The organism is Actinomadura napierensis (assembly GCF_039529375.1).
Lineage (GTDB): Bacteria > Actinomycetota > Actinomycetes > Streptosporangiales > Streptosporangiaceae > Spirillospora > Spirillospora napierensis.
Window position 1 is genome coordinate 1 of record NZ_BAAAMR010000144.1, and the last position, 21529, is coordinate 21529.

General features: G+C 72.3%; 13 protein-coding genes. 4 read left to right on the forward strand and 9 right to left on the reverse strand.

Annotated features, from left to right (window positions below):
• Positions 1-36: 36 nt before the first annotated feature.
• The 4 genes from ABD296_RS44000 to ABD296_RS44015 form a co-directional block, all read right to left on the reverse strand.
• Positions 37-1671, reverse strand: coding sequence for a protein kinase family protein (locus ABD296_RS44000; RefSeq protein WP_344282541.1), 1635 nt, complete (start codon positions 1669-1671; stop codon positions 37-39).
• 179 nt (positions 1672-1850) lie between these two features.
• Positions 1851-3644, reverse strand: a complete 1794-nt coding sequence (gene murJ / locus ABD296_RS44005) for a murein biosynthesis integral membrane protein MurJ (RefSeq protein ID WP_344282544.1) — start codon at positions 3642-3644, stop codon at positions 1851-1853.
• Complete coding sequence (locus ABD296_RS44010) at positions 3586-6345, reverse strand: DUF6049 family protein (RefSeq protein ID WP_344282547.1); 2760 nt, start codon at positions 6343-6345, stop codon at positions 3586-3588. The genes murJ and ABD296_RS44010 overlap by 59 nt, the downstream gene beginning before the upstream one ends.
• An 87-nt stretch (positions 6346-6432) precedes the next feature.
• A complete protein-coding gene (locus ABD296_RS44015; RefSeq protein ID WP_344282550.1) occupies positions 6433-7065 on the reverse strand; it encodes an aminoacyl-tRNA deacylase in 633 nt (210 codons plus the stop codon).
• A 336-nt stretch (positions 7066-7401) separates the two neighbouring features.
• Between ABD296_RS44015 and ABD296_RS44020 the strand changes: the two genes are divergently transcribed.
• The 3 genes from ABD296_RS44020 to ABD296_RS44030 all read left to right on the forward strand — a co-directional run bounded on the left by ABD296_RS44020 (position 7402) and on the right by ABD296_RS44030 (position 11431).
• The gene (locus ABD296_RS44020) at positions 7402-8871 is read left to right on the forward strand and encodes a CCA tRNA nucleotidyltransferase (RefSeq protein WP_344282553.1); all 1470 of its coding nucleotides are present in this window, start codon (positions 7402-7404) and stop codon (positions 8869-8871) included.
• Positions 8868-10181 (forward strand): adenosylmethionine--8-amino-7-oxononanoate transaminase, encoded by a 1314-nt coding sequence (locus ABD296_RS44025; RefSeq protein WP_344282556.1) that lies wholly within the window; start codon positions 8868-8870, stop codon positions 10179-10181. The genes ABD296_RS44020 and ABD296_RS44025 overlap by 4 nt, the downstream gene beginning before the upstream one ends.
• An 89-nt stretch (positions 10182-10270) precedes the next feature.
• Positions 10271-11431 (forward strand): serine hydrolase domain-containing protein, encoded by a 1161-nt coding sequence (locus ABD296_RS44030; RefSeq protein WP_344282559.1) that lies wholly within the window; start codon positions 10271-10273, stop codon positions 11429-11431.
• Between the two features lie 13 nt (positions 11432-11444).
• Here the strand turns inward: ABD296_RS44030 and ABD296_RS44035 are convergent, their stop codons facing one another.
• From ABD296_RS44035 to ABD296_RS44050, 4 genes are all read right to left on the reverse strand, one after another.
• On the reverse strand, positions 11445-12767 hold the full coding sequence (locus ABD296_RS44035) for an MFS transporter (protein ID WP_344282562.1): 1323 nt from the start codon (positions 12765-12767) through the stop codon (positions 11445-11447).
• 64 nt (positions 12768-12831) lie between these two features.
• Positions 12832-14601: an ABC transporter substrate-binding protein gene (locus ABD296_RS44040; RefSeq protein WP_344282565.1), complete on the reverse strand. Its 1770-nt coding sequence runs from the start codon at positions 14599-14601 to the stop codon at positions 12832-12834.
• A 200-nt stretch (positions 14602-14801) separates the two neighbouring features.
• Complete coding sequence (locus ABD296_RS44045; RefSeq protein WP_344282568.1) at positions 14802-15881, reverse strand: inositol-3-phosphate synthase; 1080 nt, start codon at positions 15879-15881, stop codon at positions 14802-14804.
• A 112-nt stretch (positions 15882-15993) separates the two neighbouring features.
• Positions 15994-16614 (reverse strand): PadR family transcriptional regulator, encoded by a 621-nt coding sequence (locus ABD296_RS44050; protein ID WP_344282571.1) that lies wholly within the window; start codon positions 16612-16614, stop codon positions 15994-15996.
• 1638 nt (positions 16615-18252) lie between these two features.
• Here ABD296_RS44050 and ABD296_RS44055 point away from each other — a divergent pair.
• A complete protein-coding gene (locus ABD296_RS44055) occupies positions 18253-20751 on the forward strand; it encodes a transglycosylase domain-containing protein (RefSeq protein ID WP_344282574.1) in 2499 nt (832 codons plus the stop codon).
• Between the two features lie 585 nt (positions 20752-21336).
• Here ABD296_RS44055 and ABD296_RS44060 read toward each other — a convergent pair.
• Positions 21337-21529: hypothetical protein (locus tag ABD296_RS44060; protein WP_344282577.1), on the reverse strand; the 193-nt coding region annotated here is incomplete at its 5' end.

Sequence of the window (21529 nt, forward strand, 5' to 3'; positions counted from 1 at the left end):
ACGCCGGCGCCCGCCGCGGCGCGGTCAGCCGGCCGGTCAGCCGGCCGTCCCGGTGACGGTGATCTGGTTGAGCTTGCCCTTGAGGCCGCCGGGCAGCCGGGTGAACCAGACCAGCACGTACTGCCCGGAGACCTGCTGGCTCGGCGTGAAGGTCAGCTCGCCGCCGCCGCACGGCTGCTCGCCGATCGACTTCATGGCGCCCGGCGAGCGGGACGTGCCGACCCTGACCTGCAGGGCGCCGCCGCTGACCGGGCAGTCGACCTTGACGGCCGACACCTTCGCCGGGGCGCCCATGGTCAGCGTGACGCCGACGGCGCTGACGAGGTTGCCGAACTGCTCGGAGTGGTAGGTCTGCGTCTCCCACACCGTGCCGGCGTCGCCGTCGATGACGGCCCCCGGGTTCTTCATGCTGGCCTGGTCCGGGTGCTGGCCGGCCGGCTTCTGGGTGGCCGAGGCGTCCTGGACGGTCAGCTTGGTGGCGGTGGGCTTGGGGGGCGTGGTCTTGTTGCTCTGGTCGGCCTGCGGGTTCTTGCCGTGGTCGTCGTCGCCGGACCCGCCGCCGGACAGCGCCCAGGCGCCGAGGCCGACGATGACGGTGAGCGCGGCGGCGGCGACGCCGAGCAGCGCCCGGTTGGCCGGCCGGCGGGCGTGCGGCGCGACGGTCGTGGCGTCCCCCGGGGGCGCCGGCGGAGGCGTGTCGTAGCGGCCGCGCGGCGGCGGGACCTGCCCGGACTGCGCGGACTGCGGCTGCGGCTGGGCTCTGCGAGCGCGCCGGCCCTGCGCCGGGCGGGGCGGCTCCTGGACGGGCGGGTGGTGCGGCTGCGTCGGCGCGGCCGTCGCCGCGGACGCGGGGCGCGGGATCGCCGGACGCGGCGGCGGCGCGGCGGTGCCGAGGCCCGCGAACAGCGGCAGCGGGGTGCGCGGCACGCCGCGCAGCGCCTTCGCCAGCTCGGCGGGTTCGGTGAGCGGCTCGCCGGCGCCGATGCCGAGGCAGCGGCAGACGATCGCGTCGACCGCGTGCGAGATTCCGGCCTGCACCTGGCGGGGCGCGTGCGGGACGTCGTCGGACGCCGGCGCGGCGGGCAGGTCGGACGCGGCCTCGTCGCCGGGCCAGTGCGCGGTGAGCGCCGCGTACAGCATCCGGCCGAGGCCGCGGACGTCCTCGGCGGCGGGGTCGTCGGAGTACCGGTCGCCGAGCACCGCGTCGGTGGCGACGCCGAGCAGCTTGACGGTGCCGCCGGTCGTCCAGACGAGGTCGCGGGGGGACAGGCACAGGTGCGCGAGCCCGGCCGCGTGCGCGGCGGCGATCGCCTCGGCGGCCTCGTACAGCAGCGTCGCGGCCCGGCCCGGCTCCAGCGGGGCCTTGGCGAGCATCTGCTCCAGCGTCTCGCCCGCGACCCACTCGCTCACGACGTAGGCGCTCTCGCCGCTGTCGTCGGCGTCGAAGACCTGCGTGACGCGGGGGTCGGTGAGGCGGCTGGCGGCGCGGGCGGAGGTGACGGCCTCGCCGACGCGCGGGAACTCGGGGTCGAAGGTGCGGACGGCGACGGCCCTGGCCAGGATCTCGTCGATGGCCTTCCAGAGCGAGGACCCGCCGGAGTCGCTGATGCGCTCCTCGAGCCGGTAGCGGCCGGCGAGACGCGTGCCGGGTTCGATCACTGACGTGCTCACGGCAACGTCCTGCGCAGGTCGTCAGATCCCATGTTCGTGGCGTGGCAGCTTACGCCTCCGACCCTCCTCTTTGCGTTCCCCAGGGTGTCAGCCCGCAAGCCGTAGTCCCCCACATGGTAGTGGTTCGAACACGGGAATGGCGGCGTGATCCGGGCGCGTCCCCCTCACTTTGCCACGACTTACCGGTGGCCGCCCGGCAACCTGCGCGCGAAGGTGCCGATCATCTGCTGCACTTCGTCGACGCGCAGCAGCTTCGCGAACACCAGGTACAGCAGCCCGCCGCCGCCGGCGCCCACGATCAGCGTGGCCAGAGCGGGGATCATGGTGTCGACGCCGATCGCGGCGTCGGCCACGGCGTGCACCGCGTAGGCGAACCCGATCAGCGGCCAGATCGCGATCAGCAGCTTGAGGTGGCCGCCGACGATGCGGCGGCCGTCGATGCCGCCGAGCTTGCGGCGCAGCACCAGCCAGCACACCAGCGTGCCGACGATGTTGGTGACCGCGTACCCGCCGGCGATGCCGACCACGATCCACTTGACGCCGAGGACGTTGTACGCGGCGAACGCCATGATGATGTTGGACGTGACGGACACGACACCGACCAGCGCGGGCGTGCGGGTGTCGCCGAAGGAGTAGAAGACCCGCAGCATCAGCTGGTAGATCGAGAACGGCACCAGCGCGATCGCGAACATCTGCATCACCCGGGCGATCACCAGCGCGTCGTCGGCCGAGGTGTTGCCGTGCGCGAACAGCACCGTGGTGATTTCCGGGCCGAGCACCAGCATCAGCGCCGCCGCCGGCATGATGATCACCGAGGAGAGGCGCAGCCCGCTGGAGAACGCCGACCGCACGTCGCCGATCTTGCCCTCGGCGGCGAACCGGCTCATCCGGGGCAGCAGCGCGGTGATCACCGAGACGCCGACGATCGCGTACGGCAGCTGGAACAGCTGGTAGGCGTTGAAGTACGGGGTGTACCCGTAGCCGTCGCCGAGGCCCTTGGAGTGGCCGAGGTCGCCGGCCCGGTTGGCGAGGGCCGTGACGACGGCGAGGCCGATCTGGGTCGCGACGACGTACAGCAGCGTCCAGCCGGCCATCCGGCCGACCTGCCCGATCTCGCCGCGCTTGAAGTCCAGCCGGGGCCGCCACCGGAACCCGGCGCGGCGCAGCGACGGCCACAGCGCGACCGTCTGCAGCACGATGCCGCCGGTGGTGCCGGCCGCCAGCACCATGAACTGGGTGTCGGAGATGCTGGACGGGTCGACCTTCCCCGACGACAGCGCCAGGAACGCGCCGCCGACCGCGATCACCACGATGTTGTTCAGGATCGGCGCCCACATCGGGGCGGCGAAGCTGTTGCGGGTGTTGAGGATGGCGCCGGCGAACGCGCCGACGCCGTAGAAGAAGATCTGCGGCAGGAAGAACTCGGCGAACAGGACCGCGATGTGCCGCTGGTCGCCCGTGTAGCTGCCGGCCAGCACGTCGATGAACAGCGGCGCGGCGGCCACCGCGACGACGGTCAGCACGGCGAGGCCGAGCACCGCCAGCGTGAACACCCGCTGCTCGTACTGCTCGCCGTAGGCGCGGTCGCGTTCCTTCGCGCGCACCAGCAGCGGGACGATGACGCTGGTCAGGATGCCGCCGAGGAGCAGGTCGTAGATCTGGTTCGGGATCGTGTTGGCGGTGTTGTAGGCGTTGGCGAGCAGGCCGGTGCCGAGCGCGGCGACGATGACGGCGGTGCGCAGGAACCCGGTGACGCGGGAGACCAGCGTGCCGATCGCCATGATCGCGCCGGACCGCAGGACGCCGCCGGCCGCGGCCTTGCCGCCGTCCGGGCCGCCGGGGCCCCCGCCCGCGGGGGGCGCGATGTCGACGACCGTCTCGCCCGGGGCGCCGGCCCCGCCGGGAAGCGGCAGGTCAATCGCCGTCTGGGCGGCGATGTTCGGGTTCGGGTAGCCCGCCGGGCTCGCGGGCACCGGACGGCCCTGCGGGTGCTGCGGGGCCGGGGGCCGCTGCGGGTGCGCCCGGCGGGGGTCCTGGCGGGGATCCTGCGGGGGCCGCTGGCCCCGGGGCGGATAGCCCGGGTTCGGCGACCGGCCCGGCTGCTCCGGGTACCCCTGCTGTGCCGGATAGCCCTGCGGTGGACGCCCCTGAGGGGGGCGGCCCTGGGGCGAACGGCGCTGCGGCGGAGGTCCCTGAGGAGGGCGCCCCTGTGGCGGAGGGCCCTGTGGGGGCGGAGGGCCCTGGGGCGGCCGGCCTTGCGGCGGAGGCCCCTGCGGCGGAGGCGCCTGGGGCGGCGGGCCCTGAGGCGGAGGCCCCTGCGGAGGGCGGCCCTGCGGGCGGTATCCCGGACCCTGGGAACCCGGGACCGGGGAATCCGTTCCCCGGTTCTCCGGTCGCTGCTGGTCCCATTCCGGTCGACCCGTCACCGGCTGCCTCCGCTTTCCGGCGGCGCCTTGCTCTGATGGCCCGCACTCCGACGCCCACGAAGAGTACGGCAAGTCCGCCACCGGTGATGAGCAGGGAGAGCCGCCCGTACCCCGTGGTGCGGACGGTGATGGCGTCGCTGCTGAAGATCCTGCCCGATCCCGCGTCCCGCAACTCCAGCCGGACGTCGAACTTGCCGTTCCCGGACGCCTGCGCGGCGACCCAGCGCTGCTCCTGCTCCCCCGGCTGCAGCTCGATGATCGCCTCCTTCTGGTCCAGCGGGCGCAGCTGGAGCTTGGCGGTGTTCACCGAGATCGGGACGAGCCGGACCCTGATCGTCTGGTCGTGCAGCGTGTTGCGGACGGTCACCGGGAACCTGCCGGAGCTGCCCGCGAGGTTCGTCCGCTTGCTCTGGGTGGTGACGATGTGGACCTGCGCCATCTCGTGGTCCAGCTCGTCCGACAGCTCGAGCCTGGCGTGCCTCGCGCGGGTCTGGCTCGTCCGCCAGGCCGCGGACTGCACGCGCAGCAGGGCGCGCTCGTAGGAGATGCCGATCGGCGCCACCATGATCGACCGGAACCGGGCGGCGCGGCGGCCGATGTCCGCGACCTCTTCCAGGTAGGCGCCGCCGAGCTCGTACTTCTGGTAGTCGTCGTTGTAGGCGCGCAGGACGCGGCTCTGCGGATGCATCGACTCGATCTTGCCGAGCGAGGTCTCGCTCAGCCACGTCGCGCCCCTGGTGTAGTTCAGCAGGTCCTCGGCGAGCCCGGGGGCGGGGTTCCACTGCCGGTCGGGGGCGACGACGACGGTGCGCTGGACGTTGGGCGCCTCGCCGGCGATCACGGCGGTCTCGGCGAGGAACCGCTGCTCGGTCAGCACCTTGCCGCCCGCGGCCCGGGAGTTGGCGCTGACGATGTCGTTCAGCGCCGAGTCGTAGACCAGCGTCTTGTGCGTGCCCTGGTGGGCGGTCTGGATCGCGGTGGTGGCGTTCGCCGGGCCGCCCTGCGGCAGGTCCCCGAACTGGAGGTCGCTCATCAGGAACGACCCGCCGTCCTTCAGCCCGTACTTGGCGAGCGCGTCGAGCGTGTCGGGACCGGCGACGCCGTATGGCGGCCACGCGTAGTGCTTGTCCGGTGCGCGCCCGAGGGCCTTCTGGGCGACGGCACTGGTGTTGAGCTGGTCGTAGGCGGTGCGGATCGTGCCGGTCATCTTGTAGCGGGCCAGCGCCACGGCGTCGGGGTCGGCGTACGGGAGGGTGAAGTACGGGTCGCCCTTCGTCGCGTTCCGCAGGGCGGCCAGCCAGGCGGACGCGGCGGTGCTCTTCTTCACGGTCTTGCTGGCCGTCTTCGCGCCCGGCGTGAGGACGCGGTAGTCGTGCGCCGCGATCTGCTGGACGTCGTCGAGCAGTGCGGGGTCGATCGCCCAGGTGACGGGCGTCTTCGGTTTCGCGGCGGCCGCGGTGACCAGGTCGTTCAGCCGCCCGGTGCCCGCCACCTCCTGGGACAGCCGGTCGTCGAGGAAGATCGAGTCGCTCGTCCGGTGCTGCTGGTCGGCGAGCGGGAGCACCCAGCCGACCGCGACGGGCTTGAACTGCGTCCGCTTCGGCATGAAGGTCACGAACGTGGTGACGCCGCCGACGACCTGCTGGGCGGAGTTCAGCACCTCGACGCCCACCGGGTAAACGCCGGGCGTCCCGTTCGGCGGGGTCAGCTGCATCTTCGCGACCGCGACCTTGAGCTCCCAGTCCTGCTTGCCGCCTGCACCGCCCGCCTGCGGGATCGGCCTGGTCAGGCCCGGGACGGGGAGCTGGTCGGCGGTCATCTCGGAGTACTGCTCGAGCTGGCTGCGGCTGCTGATCGGCTGCCGGCCGTAGCGCAGCCGCAGGCTGACGCCGGCGATCTGGTGCCCGGACCGGTTCTGCGCCGTGCCGCGGATGTCGAGCGTCGAGTTCGCCTTCAGGGGCTTCGGGGTGACCTTGGTCAGCGCGACGCCGACCTGGCTGCGGCTGCGCCCGAGATCGGGGCTGTCCAGCGTGCCGGGGGAATCGGGCTGCGCGGCGCCGGGCTGGACGGCGGCGGTGCCGGGCTCGGCGGCCTGGGGCAGCGCGGCCCCGGCCGCCACGGAGCGGTCCAGGGCGGCGGCCCGGTCGAGCGCGTCCGTGCCGGGCGCGGCCGCGAGGGCGGGCCCGGCACCCACCGCGAACCAGGGCAGCACGGCGGCCAGCGCGACCGCGCGCTTGACGGTCCTCACACCGTGTCCGCTCTCACGCCGCGTCTGCTCCGCACCACGGCCCCGATGGTAGTCGGCACGGGCCGGGCGCCGGACTTCCGACGCGGATCAGCCCACCGGATGGCGCGGCTCGGGCCGGTCCGGACGGTTCCGGCGGCGCGCGGGCCCGGCGGGTCCGGCGGGCCCGGAGGCCCGGTCGCGGCCGGATTCCCGGGCGGGCGCGGTGGCGGGCGCCGGGACGTCCGGCCCGGCGGCCAGCTCCACGGGCTTGGCCTGGCACAGCGCGTACAGGTCGTGGCCGCGGATGCCGAGCGCGGTGGACGGCTCGCCGGTCGGGGTGTAGACGACGTCGGCGGCGCGCAGGCCGTCCACGAGCCGCTGGTCGATCAGCAGCGGCATCGACTCCGGCAGCAGCAGTGGGCACACCAGTCCCGCCGCGTACTCGGTGACGGCGTTGACCAAGTCGGCGCGGGCTGGTCTGGCCAGCCGGGCGCCCACCGCGCGGCGGACCGTCTCACCGGGCGGGCGCTCCCCCGCCGGGACGACCACCCCCGTCAGGAAGCGCCGCCTCCCGTAGGCGTCGGCGCAGGCGAAGACGCGCGTCACCAGGCACCGGTCCGCCGGGAGGCCGAGCGCCTTGGGCAGCTCGTCGGCGTGGGCGATGCCGATGGGCAGCCGCACGATCTCGTGCACGGCCTCCCATTCGAGCAGCGCGCGGTGGATGGTGAGGGCGTCCTTCATGATGGCTCCATCCCGCGGGGAACTCCCCGCACAGCCCCGTGCCGGTCTCCCTGTGCCCCCGTGCGTCGCACTCTGTGGGGATGTCCCCACATACCCGAGGTGTCCGGTTCAACACCCGCCGAACGGCGGGTCGGGCCTCCCGATGCGCTTGAGCCGCAGGTGCGGCGGACCGTGGGCCCTGGGGATCCCGCTACCGTGGTGCGTACGGGAGGCTCACCGGCGGTCGCGCTGGCGTCATCGGGGGTGTCCAGAACGTAACCCGGGGCTAGCGCCATGTGAAGGGCCCGCGCCCGCCGAAAGTCCTTTGTCAGCCCGACAACCAAGGAAATACGCTCGATGGCCGTGCTCGACCAGGTGCCCGACGACAACGAGAATCCCAGTGCCTCCGCGCGGCGCAGGACCGCGATCGCGGAGCTGCTGCACCGGATAGCGCCGGTCGCCGACGGGCTCGGCGAGCGGTTCGCCGCGGCCGGCTACGAGCTGGCGCTGGTCGGCGGGCCGGTCCGGGACGCGCTGCTGCGCCGGCCGTCCAAGGACGTCGACCTGACCACCGACGCGCCGCCGGAGAAGATCCTGGAGATCATCAAGGGCTGGGCGGACAACGTCTGGACGATCGGCATCGAGTTCGGCACGGTCGGGCTGCGCAAGGACGGCCACGAGCTGGAGATCACCACCTACCGCAGCGAGTCCTACGACCCGAAGTCGCGCAAGCCGGCGGTGACGTACGGCACGTCCCTGGTGGAGGACCTGCGCCGCCGCGACTTCGCGGTGAACGCGATGGCGGCGCGGCTGCCCGGGTACGAGTTCGTCGACCCGTTCGGCGGCCTCGCCGACCTGCAGCGTGAGGTGCTGCGGACGCCGGGCAGGCCGGAGGACTCCTTCAGCGACGACCCGCTGCGGATGATGCGGGCCGCCCGGTTCGCCGCGCAGCTCGGCTTCACCGTCGCGTCCGACGTCGTCCAGGCGATGAAGGACATGGCCGGGCGGATCGAGATCGTGTCCGCCGAGCGGGTGCGCGACGAGCTGTCCAAGCTGGTCTGCGGGCGGTACCCGCGGCAGGGCCTGGCGCTGCTGGTCGACACCGGGCTCGCGGCGCACGTGCTGCCCGAGCTGCCGAAGCTGCGGCTGGAGATCGACGAGCACCACCGGCACAAGGACGTCTACGAGCACTCGCTGATCGTCCTGGAGCAGGCGATCGCGCAGGAGGAGGAAGGACCCGACCTCGTGCTGCGGCTCGCGGCGCTGCTGCACGACATCGGCAAGCCGAGGACCCGCCGGTTCGAGACGGGCGGCCGGGTGTCGTTCCACCACCACGAGGTCGTCGGCGCGAAGATGACGCGCAAGCGGCTGACCGCGCTGCGGTACCCGAAGGACGTCATCGCGGACGTGTCGCGCCTGGTGGAGCTGCACCTGCGGTTCCACGGCTACGGCACCGGCGAATGGACGGACTCGGCGGTCCGCCGCTACGTGCGGGACGCCGGCCCGCTGCTCAGCCGGCTGCACAAGCTGACCCGCGCCGACTGCACCACCCGCAACAAGCGCAAAGCCGACCGGCTCCGCCGCACGTACGACGACCTTGAAGCGCGGATCGACCGGCTCGCCGAGGAGGAGGAGCTGGCCGCGATCCGCCCGGAGCTCGACGGCAACGAGATCCAGGCGATCCTCGGCATCAAGCCGGGGCCGCTGGTCGGCAAGGCCTACAAGTTCCTCCTCGAGCTGCGCCTCGACCAGGGGATGATCGGCAAGGAGGCCGCGGAGCGGGAGCTGCGCGGCTGGGCCGCCGGCGAAGGGATCGGGCCCGAATGATCCCGCTGCAGCTGGGCCGGATGAGCCCGGCCGAGACCGAGCGGATGCTCGCGTTCGACCGCGACCACATCTGGCACCCGTACGCGCCGATGCCCGCGACGGCGCCCGTCCAGCCGGTCGTGTCGGCCGACGGCGTCCGGCTCACCCTCGCCGACGGCACCGAGCTGATCGACGGGATGTCGTCGTGGTGGGCGGCGATCCACGGCTACAACCACCCGAAGCTGAACGCCGCCGTCACGGGCCAGCTCGGCAAGATGGCGCACGTCATGTTCGGCGGGCTCACCCACCCGCCGGCCGTCCGGCTCGCCGAGCGGCTCGTCGAGCTGACCCCCGAGCCGCTCACCAAGGTCTTCTTCGCCGACTCCGGCTCCGTCGCCGTCGAGGTCGCGATCAAGATGGCGATGCAGTACTGGCGCTCGCAGGGGCGCCCCGAACGGCACCGGCTGCTGACCGTCCGCGGCGGCTACCACGGCGACACCTTCGGCGACATGGCCGTCTGCGACCCCGTCAACGGCATGCACCACCTGTTCAGCGACGTCCTCGCCCGGCACGTGTTCGCGCCGGTGCCGCCGCTCGGCTACAGCGCCGATCCCGACCAGGTGTACATCGACGAGGTCGCGAAGCTCGCCGCCGAGCACGCCCACGAGCTCGCCGGGATCATCGCCGAGCCGATCGTGCAGGGCGCCGGCGGCATGCGCTTCTACGCCCCCGAGTACCTGCGCGCCCTCCGCGACATCGCCGACGAGCACGGCCTGCTGCTCGTCCTGGACGAGATCGCCACCGGCTTCGGCCGCACCGGCGAGCTGTGGGGCTGCGACCACGCCGAGGTCGTCCCCGACATCATGTCCGTCGGCAAGGCCCTGACCGGCGGATACATGACGATGGCCGCGACGCTGTGCACCGACCGCGTCGCGCACGGGATCACCTCGGGTGAGGCGGGCGCGCTCATGCACGGGCCGACGTTCATGGCGAACCCGCTCGCCGCCGCCGTCGCGTCGGCGTCCATCGACCTGCTGCTGTCGCGCGAGTGGCGGGACGAGGTCGACACCATCGAGGCCGTCCTCACCAGCGAGCTCTCCGGCGCCGAGGACCTGCCCGGGGTCGCCGACGTCCGCGTCCTCGGCGCGATCGGCGTGGTCGAGGCCCGCGAGCCCGTCGACATGACCGCCGTCCAGGAGCTCGCGATGGCCCACGGCGTCTGGCTGCGCCCGTTCGGGAAGCTCATCTACACGATGCCGCCGTACGTCTGCACGGAGGACGAGGTCCGCCACATCGGCGCCGCCCTCCACGCGATCGCCGAATCCCTCTGAGCCCGGCCGGGATAACGCCCGGGAAACACACGATCATGTTGCCTCTTCCTGCACCGCATTCACCGATGTGAGGGAGATGCAGGATGGCCGTGAACCGACGTTCCGCGCTCGGACTGATGGGAGCCGTGCCGCTCGCCGCGGGCGGATGGCTGAAGACCACCGGAACGGCGAGCGCCGCTGTGGGGCGGGAACTGCGGCCCGGTGGCGAGTTCGATCGGTTCGTCCAGCAGCAGGCCGCCGAGGACCGGTTCTCCGGGGTCGTCCTGCTCGCGAACCGCGGACGCACCGTCCTGTCCCGTTCCTGCGGGATGGCGGACAAGGAGCGCTCGATCCGCAACGGGCCGGGCACCGTCTTCGCGCTCGGCTCGATCAGCAAGGTCTTCGTCGGCGTGGCGGTCGCGCAGTTGGCGGAGGCGGGGAAGATCGCCTACGACGCGAAACTGGGCACGTACCTCGACGGCTTCCCCGCCGAGGTCGCGAACGGCGTCACCGTGCACCAGATGCTCACCCACAGCTCCGGCATGGGGGACTACCACCAGGAGAACCCGGACTACCCGGACGCCCAGGCCACCTGGACCAGCCCGGATCAGGTCATGGACGGGACCATGGCGTTCATCCGCAAGAACGGGCTGCACTTCACCCCTGGAACGGGCTACCTGTACAGCAACTCGGCCTTCGTCGTGCTCGGCGCGATCGTGGCGAAGGTGTCCGGCCTGTCGTACTACGACTACGTCCGCCGCAACGTCTTCGGTAAGGCGGGCATGACCGCCTCGAATTTCTACACCCGGCAGCAGGGGCTGAGCGACCGGCGCATCGCCCGTCCCTACACCACCACTTCCTCAGGTCAGCGCGAGGACGTGGCGGCCCAGCGCGACTTCCTTGGCCTGCCGGACGGCGGCGCCTTCGCCACCGCGCCGGACATGATGCGCTTCACCGCGGCACTCAACGGCCACAGGCTCCTCGGCCGCGCCTACACCGAACTCATCACCACGCCGAAGGTGCCCTTGGGCACGCTGCCGCCCAAGGGCGACAAGCCCGCGAAGACGGCGTTCGCGGGCTACGGGCCGGACAGCACGCTCGTCAACGGGCAGCGGATCCTCGGCCACAACGGCGGCTCCCAAGGCGTCGACACCGCCTGGTACACCTACCCGTACTCCGAATGGACCACGGTCATCCTCTGCAACTACGACGGGCAGACCAGTGCACCGATCGAATCACTCCTGGAGAAGCTGATCCTCGCGCAGAACTGACCGTGTCAGACGTCTAGTGCCGGGCCGGGACGGCCTTCGGGCCGCGGACCGTCGCCGTCCAGAACGCGGCGGCGCCCGCCGCGTACGCGACGACCACCGCGACGACCGTCATCGGGGCGACGCCGTCCGACGGCAGCCAGGTCGCCGCCACGGCGGCCGCCGCCGCGAACGTCGTATTGAACAGCATGTCGTACACCGAGAACACCCGGCCCCGGTACGCGTCGTCGATCGTCTCCTGCAGCGTCGTGTCGACGCACAGCTTCACGCCCTGCGACACGACCCCGAGCCCGAACGCGCCGACCAGCCATGCCGGCTCGGAGAACGGCAGCCCGAGCAGCAACATCCCCGCCGCCGTCCCGGCGAGCTGCACCGCGATCCACGCCGGCTTGCTGATCCGCCGCACCACCGGCGGCGTCACGATCGCCGCCGCGAAGTACCCCGCCCCCGACACCCCGAGCATCAGCGCCAGCGTCGCCAGCCCCTCGTCGGCGTCGTCGGAGAAGTGGCCGCGGCACAGCAGCAGCGTCATCATCAGGATGATCCCGTACATGAACCGGTGGAACGAGATCGCGGCCAGCGCGAGCGCCGCCGGCCGCTGCCGCGCGATGTGCCGCGCCCCGTCCGCGAGGCCGCTCAGCACCGCGCCCAGCGCGTCGCGCACCCGCGGCGCGTCCGTCCCCGGGCCCCGGCCCGCCAGCGCCTCGGCCTCCGCCGGGTACGGGCCGAGCAGCCCGCGCGGCAGCAGCGTCGCGATCGCCCCGGCGGCCAGGTACATGCCGGCCCCCGCCGCCAGGATCAGCGCCGTTCCCTCCTGCCCGCCGCCGAACAGGGCGCGCAGCAGGTACCCGCCGCCGCCGCCCACGAACGCGATCACCGTCCCGCTCGTCACCGAGAACGCGTTGGCCGTCACCAGCTGCTCGCGCCGCACCACATGCGGCAGCGCCGCCGACAGCGCCGACAGGAAGAAGCGGTTGACGCCGAGCACCACCAGCACCGCGAGGAAGAAGCCGACGCCGTCCTGCCCGCCCGCGACCAGCGCCGCGACGACCAGCACGACCATCGCCCGCAGCACCGGCGTCCACACCAGGATCTGCCGCCGCTGCCACCGGTCGATGAACACTCCCGCGAACGGCCCGAGCGCCGAGTACGGCAGGAGCGTGACCGCGAACGCCGCCGCGGCCTTGCCCGCCGTCGCCTGCCGCTCCGGCGAGAAGAACACGTAGCCGGCCAGCGCGACCTGGAACACCCCGTCGGTGAGCTGGGACGTCAAGCGGGTCGCGTACAGGCGGCGGAAGTCCCGCCCGCGCACGATCCCGCCCAGCTCACCCGCTTTCACCTGATCAAAGTACCCGCTGCGCGGACACGGGACGGCGATCCCGCCGCGTCGCGGACGGCCGCCGCTACGACAACCAGAGCCGGGTGTAGTCGTAGCCGGCGGCGATGGGGACGAAGCGGGCACCGTGGACGCGGGACGAGCGGAACAGCGTGCTGGAGCGGTCGACGAGCGGGACGATCGCGGCGTCCGCCATGATCAGCTGGTCGGCCTGCTGCCAGTAGCCGGCCGCGCGGGCCGCGTCGGGCGCGGTGAGAGCACCGTCGATCAGCGCGTTGACCTGCGGGTTGTCGTAGCCGCCGTAGTCGGTGGAGTTCTGCCCGTAGGAGCGTCCGTCGAACAGCGGCTGGATGATCGAGCGGCCGTTGTTGCCGTACCAGTCGGGCGTCCAGCCGGGGGCGGCGATGTCCCACTGGCCCTCGCGGGCGCGGGCGGGCGTCGCGATGGTGCTGGAGTAGAAGGAGCCGCCGGTGTCCGGGGAGAGCTTCGTGGCGACGCCGCAGGCGGAGAAGTTCTCCGCGATGGACTGGGCGATGAGCTTGTGGACGCTGTTGGTGCGGTACGGGAACCGCAGCGTGAGCTTCTTGCGGCCCGTCTGCGCCAGGAGCGTGCGGCACTTGCCCGGGTCGCCGGACTCGTTCGGCGTCGGGTACGGGTCGGCGGCGGCGTACCCGGAGTTGCCGGGCGGGATCACCGTGTGCAGCGGCTTCGCCACCAGCGGCCCGCCGACGATCTTGACCAGTGCGCTGCGGTCGACCGCGTACTCCAGCGCCTGCCGGACGGCCCGGTCGGCGAGCGCGCCGCCGTTGTTCGGGCTGTGCAGGTTGAACACCAGGTAGGGGCTGCTGTTCGGGGTCTCCAGGACGGCGAAGCGCGGGTCGTCGCGCAGCCGCTGGATCGCCGACGTCGGGACGGGCTGGTCCCACGCGAGGTCGGCGGCGCCCTGCTCGATCTGCTGCTGGACGTTCTCCGGCGAGTCCTGGCCGAGGGTGATCTGGATCCGCTCCACGTGCCGCTCGCGGATCGGGTCGGCGTCCTGCCGCCAGGCCGGGTTGCGGGTCAGCAGATAGGAGATTCCCGGACGGTACTGGGCGATCTGGTACGGGCCGTCCGAGATCATGTGCTGCCGGAAGCCGGGGCTGTCGGGCACGTAGGCGTCGTACTCGCGCGGCGCGGCGGCGGTGAACGGCAGCGCCAGCAGGTTCAGGAAGTCGCTGGCCGGGCGCTTCAGCGTGAACACCAGCGTCCGGTCGTCCTTGGCGCGGACGCCGTCGATCGCGTGGGCGCGCTGGTAGGCGGCGATCGCCTTGGCGTCCTTGGCGTCCACGCCGGCGAAGCCGCGGCAGAAGCCGTCCATGCCCTTGATCGTGGAGATGTAGTAGCCCTTGCCGGCGGACGGCGACGCCGGGTTGCACAGGCGCTGGAACCCGCGGACGAAGTCCTGCGCGGTCACCGGGCGGGGCGGCGAGGTGTTCCACGTGACGCCGGGGCGCAGCCGGATCGTGTAGGCGCGCCCGTTCTTGGCGATGTCGCCGTTCTCCTTGCTGGGCAGCCGGGTCGCGGCGTCGGCCTGGACGGGGATCGTCTCGGCGAGGTCGTTGGACGAGCGGGTGGAGAACAGCGTCCGGGCGAACGTGCGGACGAGCCCGTACCCGCCCACGCTCGCGACCGAGGCGGTGTCCAGGTGCTCGACGTCGGACGAGCCGACGATCCGGAGCGTGTCGCCGTCGCGCGGCGGGCCGTCGGCGGAGGCGCCGTCGCCTCCGCCGCCGCACGCGGCCAGCCCGACCGCGAGCCCGGCGATGCCCGCCGTCACCTTGATCACCTCGCGCGCCATCTCGTCCTCCAGTCCGGCACTCGGCAGCTGGTGTGCGATAACCGGCGGTGTCACAGTAGGGCCAGAGCGTGACAAAGAGCCGCTACATCACCGTTTTATGTAGAGAAGTAAGGACGCCCTGACAGCGGGATGTCCACTGCCAGGGCGCCCTCGGCGAACTTTGTGATCAGGCTCTCATCGCGCGGGAGCCCCTGTGCCGCCTAGCGGTCGACCTCGCCGGCGATGAACTTCTCGACGGCCCGGCGGGCCTGGTCGTCGTTGTACTGCTCCGGCGGCGACTTCATGAAGTACGAGCTGGCCGACAGGATCGGGCCGCCGATGCCGCGGTCCTTGGCGATCTTCGCGGCGCGCACCGCGTCGATGATGACGCCTGCGGAGTTCGGGGAGTCCCAGACCTCCAGCTTGTACTCCAGGTTCAGCGGGGTGTCGCCGAAGGACTTGCCCTCCAGGCGGACGTAGGCCCACTTGCGGTCGTCGAGCCACGGCACGTGGTCGGACGGGCCGATGTGCACGTCGGCCTTCGCCATCTCGTGCGGGATCTGCGAGGTGACCGACTGCGTCTTGGAGATCTTCTTGGACTGGAGCCGCTTGCGCTCCAGCATGTTCATGAAGTCCATGTTGCCGCCGAAGTTGAGCTGGTACGTGCGCAGCAGCTCGACGCCGCGGTCCTCGAAGAGCTTCGCCATGACGCGGTGCGTGATGGTCGCGCCGACCTGCGACTTGATGTCGTCGCCGACGATCGGGACGCCCGCGTCGGTGAACTTCTGCGCCCACTCGGGGTCGGAGGCGATGAACACCGGCAGCGCGTTGACGAACGCGACCTTGGCGTCGATGGCGCACTGGGCGTAGAAGCGGTCGGCCTCCTCCGAGCCCACCGGCAGGTACGACACCAGGACGTCGACCCGCGCGTCCTTCAGCGCCTGCACCACGTCGACCGGCTCGGCGTCGGACTCCTCGATGATGTCGAGGTAGTACTCGCCGAGGCCGTCGAAGGTGTGGCCGCGCTGGACGGTGATGCCGGTCGGCGGCACGTCGGCGAACTTGATGGTGTTGTTCTCGCTGGCGTGGATGGCCTCGGACAGGTCCATCCCGACCTTCTTGGCGTCCACGTCGAACGCGGCGACGAACTCGACGTCGCCGACGTGGTAGTCGCCGAACTGGACGTGCATGAGGCCGGGGACCCGCGTCTCGGCGCTCGCGTCCTTGTAGAACTCGACACCCTGGACGAGCGAAGAGGCGCAGTTGCCCACACCCACGATGGCTACGCGCACGGAACCCATCCGATTGCTCCTTAACTCTCTTGCGGTTGCGATCCTCGCCCGCCCCGGAGGGCGAACGCCACCACTGGCGGGACCTGAGGTGGAGTTCACCCGTCCCAGGTGGGGCCGCTCCTCAGCGGCCCTTGTCCCGAGGCATGTCCTTATTGCTTTCGAAAGACCTTGCTTGCTGTTCCTGCTCGGCCCGCTCGCGCCCGATCAGCTCGTTGAGCCAGCGGACCTCGCGCTCGACCGACTCCAGCCCGTGGTTCTGCAGCTCCAGGGTGTAGGAGTCGACCCGTTCCCGGGTCCGGCCGAGGGCGGCGCGGACGCTCTCCAGGCGTTCCTCGAGCCGGCTGCGCCGGCCTTCGAGGATCCGCAGCCGGACGTCGGCGCGGGTGTGCGAGAAGAAGGCGAAGTGCACGCCGAACCCCTCGTCCTCCCAGGACGCCGGACCGGCCTCGGTCAGGAGGTTCTGGAGCCGCTCCTTGCCGTCGGCGGTGAGCTTGTAGACGATCTTCGAGCGGCGGCTCTGCAGTGCCAGCGTCGCGTTCGGCTCCTCCGGCCGGTCCTCGATGATCAGCCCGTTGGCGAGGAGCTGCTTGAGGCACGGATAGAGGGTCCCGTACGAGAAGGCGCGGAACATGCCGAGCAGGGCGTTGAGCCGCTTGCGCAGCTCGTAGCCGTGCATGGGGGACTCGTGCAGCAGGCCGAGCACGGCGAGCTCGAGCACGCCCGCACCCTTCCTGGTCGCCATCGCGAGTCCTTCCGCAGAGCCGTATGTCTCCGTTCGATGTATCGAGTGAATGTATCGACTCGATACATCGCAAAGATACGTACCCGGTCGCATCCTGGCAAGCCGACCGCCGAATCCGGGCGTGCGGAAGCGGCCGCGGACGGGCCGCGGAGGGCCGCGAATACGGCGAATTCAGGGTGTATGTGGTGGAAGTGTGTCAAAGTTGCGGCTGGAACCATCCGGCAGCGCCCTGCGCCCCGGCCGCGGGGCACCCCGCCCCGAGCGGTGAGCACGTGAGGAGGATCCGCCGACGCCAGGGCGTCCGACCAGCCGGAACGGCACCCCGCCAAGCACCGTGCTCCCCCCGCTCACCAGCCCGCACAGTACTCTTCGGACGGCGCACGAGTCGCCGGCGGCCCGGAGGCCCCCTCCGGACTCCGGTGAACCGCCGCCGTCGTCGTCCCCTGTTGATGAGGTCGCGTGAGTAATCCAAGCCAGCCCCGACCGGAGTCCGGGTCGCCAGGGCCGGGCGGGCACCAGATCCCCCGTCTCGGCCGCACCGGCGAACCGGAGTTCCCGGACGCCCAGCGCCCTGCCGGCGACGCCGACCCCGGCGGCCCGCCGGCGCCTCCTCCGGCCGCCCAGGCCTCCCCGGGCGCGCCCGGCCAGAGCCCCGGGCCCCTCGGCTCCCCGCCGCCGCCCGTGGACGCCTCGGGGATCAAGCTCGACGCGACCGCCGTCTTCGGGCCCCCGCCCGCCGGTCCGCCGGCCTCGGGCGCGCCCGCCCCGCAGCCGCCCGGCCTCCCGGACGCCGGCCTCGCGGGGCCGCCGGACTTCGACGCCGACCGCACGCGGAACCTCGGCGCGACCGGGCCGGTGAGCCCGCAGCCGGGCGCCGCCTTCCTGCCGGACGACCCGCTCGGCTCCCCCTCCTTCATGAGCGGCTCCGCCGCTCCCCCCGCGGACGCGCCCGGCCCGAAGCACGCGGCCGGCCCGAGCCCCGCGGCACCTCCCGCCAGTGGCGGCGGCTCGGACGACTTCGGCGGAGACCCGCTGGGCCAGGGCCCGGCCTTCGGCTCTCCTGCGCCCGCATCCGGTGCGTCCTCGAACTTCGGTGCGGATCCGCTCGGCCAGGGCTTGCCCGCCGGTCCCCCGGCGCCCGGCCCCGGCGGCTCCGCGGGACCGCTCGGTGCGCCGACCGGCGGCTCGAACCCGCCGGTGCGAGGCGACGACGGACCTCTCACCATGCCGGATCTTCACGGCGCCGCCGCCCCGCCACCAGGAGGAAGCCTCTCCGGCCCCCCACCGAACCCCGCGCTACCCCCAGGCCCCGCTGCCCCTGGCAGCGGCCTCGCCGGCCCGGGCGTCCCCGGAGGTTCCGGTGGCCTCGCCGGCGCAGGCGGCCTCGGAGCTTCGGGTGGCCCGGGAGGTTCGGTTGGCCCCAGCGGCCCCAGCGGCCCCAGCGGCCCCGGCGGGCCAGGTAGCCCCGGTGGCCCCGGTGGTCCGGGCGTTGCCGGTGGTTCCGGCGCTCCCGGCGGCTTTGGTAGCCCCGGTGGGCCTGGCGGCGGTTTTGGCGGGCCAGGTGGTTCTGGGGGGAATCCTGGCGCTTTTCGCGGTCCTGGTGGTCCTGGTGGGCCGGTTGGACTGAATGCGCCGGGCATGCCCGGTGGTCCCGGTGGGCCCGCCTTCGGTGGCGGCCCGGGGAGCGCGGGTTCGGCCGCGGGCGGCGCGGGGGCGGGCGGTGCTCTCGGCGCGATCGGCGGGGTGCTGGCCAAGTTCCGCAGCGGCGGCTCGTCCGGTGGTCCGGGCAGGCCGGGAGGCCCGGGCGGTCCCGGTGGCCCAGGCGGGCCGGGTGGGCCGGGGCGCGGTCCGGGGAAGAAGAGCTTCGTCGACCACCTGCGGTCCCGCGCCACGGGGTGGCGGCGGTTCCTGCCGTCCTGGAAGGTCGTGACCGGCGTCCTCCTGCTCGGCATCGCCGGCGTCGTCACCATGATCGGGGTGGCGTACGCGAACACGCCGACGCCGCAGGAGCCCACGGTGGCGGGCGTCGAGGACCAGGCGTCGATCTTCTACTACACCGACGGCACCGAGATCGGCCGGATCGGCAAGAAGCGGCAGAGCGTCGAGCTGAAGCAGGTGCCGACGTTCGTGCAGGACGCGGTGCTCGCGGCGGAGAACCGGAGCTTCCGCAGCGACCCAGGGTTCTCGGTCAAGGGCACGGGGCGCGCGGTGTGGGTGAACCTGACCGGCGGGCACGGCGGCGGGTCCACGATCACCCAGCAACTGGCGAAGAACTACTACTCCGACCCGAACAACCGGACGATGAGCCGGAAGTTCAAGGAGCTGTTCATCGCGGTGAAGCTGGACAAGAGCCGGTCCAAGGACGACATCCTCAAGCTGTACCTGAACACGATCTACTTCGGCCGCGACACCTACGGCATCCAGGCCGCGGCCCGCGAGTACTTCGGCGTCAACGTGTGGCAGCTCAAGCCGGACCAGGCGGCGATGCTCGGCGGGATGATCCAGGACGCGAACAAGGATCCGGCCGACAAGGCCAACAAGGCGTACGTCACCGGCCGGTACCAGTACACGCTCAAGGGCATGGTCTCGATGGGCAAGCTGTCGAAGGCCGACGCCGACAAGTACATGCAGCGCGTGCCGAAGGTGAAGGAGGCCGGCACCGGCGACCAGCTGTACGGCGGGCAGCGCGGCTACATGCTGATGCGCGCCAAGGAGGAGCTGCGCCGGCAGGGCATCGACCAGAAGGAGCTGACGACCAAGGGCCTGCGGGTCTACACGACGTTCGACCGCAAGCGGATGGCGATGGCCAAGAAGGCGGCCGAGCACACCGTCACGCAGGTGAACCCGAAGAAGCTCGCGAAGAAGGGCATCCGCGTCGGGCTGGTGTCGGTGAACACCGCCAACGGCGAGGTCGTCGCGTTCTACGGCGGGCCGGACTACCTGGACCAGGCGTTCGACAACGTGTGGAAGGGGTCGGCGCAGGCAGGGTCGGCCATGAAGCCGTACGTGCTGGCGACGGCGCTGAAGCAGAACTACAGCCTCAAGAGCATGGTCGTGGGCAAGTCGAAGTCCCCGATCGACCCGGGCACCGGCAACGTCGTCCCGAAGGGGACGGCGGGCGCGGTGGTGGTGCCGAACAGCCATGACGTCGCGCCGGCCGTCGACCTGGTCACGGCGCTGAAGGAGTCGGTCAACACCGCGTTCATCCAGCTGATCGCGAAGGTCGGGGTGCCGGAGACGATCAAGACGGCGGAGGACGCGGGCGTCGCCTCGGACCTGCTCGACCCGTACAAGAAGCAGCTCAACCTGGCGCTCGGCGTGAACAGCATCCGGCCGATCGAGCAGGCGGCGGGCTACCAGGCGTTCGCCAACGGCGGCGTGTACCACGAGCCGCACGTCATCAAGATCGTCAAGCAGAGCGACAACCGGACGCTGCGGCTGAAGCCGAAGGTGAAGTCGCACCGGGTGTTCGACCCGAAGGTCGCGGCGGACGCGACGTACGCGCTGCAGCAGGTCATCAAGGGCGGTACGGCGACGGCGGCGGCGCTGCCGGACGGCCGGCCCGCCGCGGGCAAGACCGGGACCACCGACCGGAACGTGTCGTCGTGGTTCATCGGGTTCGTCCCGCAGGTCTCGACCGCGGTGACGATGTACAACGACAAGCTCGGGCCCGACCACCAGAAGAAGTCGGTGGTCCTGCCGCAGATCGGCGAGGTCGAGGGCGGGACGATCCCGGCCCGCATCTGGCGGGCCTACATGGCGCAGGCGACCAGGGGCATGGACATCGAGCCGTTCCCGAACCCGGTGTGGGGCGGCATCGTGCAGAAGTGGGCGAAGCTGCCGCCCAAGAAGAAGAAGCACGATGACAGGCCGGCGTGGTGCAACACCCCGATCGGCAAGTACGACCCGCGCTGCAAGGGTGACGGCAACGGCGGCGGCCAGGGCAACGGGCAGCCGTGCCAGACGCCGTTCCAGACCAACTGCGACCCGAACAAGCCGCCGAGCAACCCGCCGCCGCCCTGGTGGTGCACGATCCACCGGGGGGACGCCGCCTGCCGCAAGCAGCGGGGCGGCGGCAACCGGCCGAACAGCGCGGCGGTGACACCGCTGCTCCCGCTCACGAGACCGCCCGAATGAACGGGCACCGCATGAACGGGCACCGCATGAACGGGCAGCGCATTAACCGGCAGCGCGCTAACCGGCAGCGAACGAACCGGCCGCGAATGAACCGGCAGGGCCGTCCGCGCACGTATTCATGGCCGACGGCCGGGCCCCGTCCGCAGGGGGACGGGACCCGGTCCGCCCCGGCCATGCCCACCGAGCCCCTCGACGGATCGGGGTGTGACATGAGCCATGTCCGCGGAACGCCGTGCGGCGCGGCGGCGGACGTCACGCGACCCGATGCGCCGGGACAGGCCGCGGCACGGCGGGGCAGGTCGTCCCGCCGGTGCGGCCCCGCCCGCCGGCGGTCCGGACATCCCGGACCCAACGGGCACGTTCCAGTGCGTTCGTCCGGGACGGGGGAGGGCGTCGTTCCTCCCCCGCCCCCCACGCCTCCGGGTGAGCAGTACGCTCGGACGACGCAAAGCCGTACCCCAGTTGATGAGGTCGCGTGAGCAACCCAAGCCGTTACGGACCCGAATACGGAGAGGGCCCCCCTCCCAGGAGGGGCTCCCCCCGCCCCGGCCCCCAGGGAACGCCCCAGGGTGCGCCGCGCGGGGCTCAGGGCATGCCGCGCGGAGCCCAGGGGGCACCGCGCGGATCGCAGATGGGCGCGCCGACGCCCGGGAGGGCCGCGCCGCGGCCCGGGGCACGGCCGGGCGGGCGGGGCGCGGGCCCCGCGCGCACCCGGTCCAGGAGACGGCGGCCGGCGGCCGACTGGGGTTCCTGCCGGTCCGCGACCTTGATCAGCACG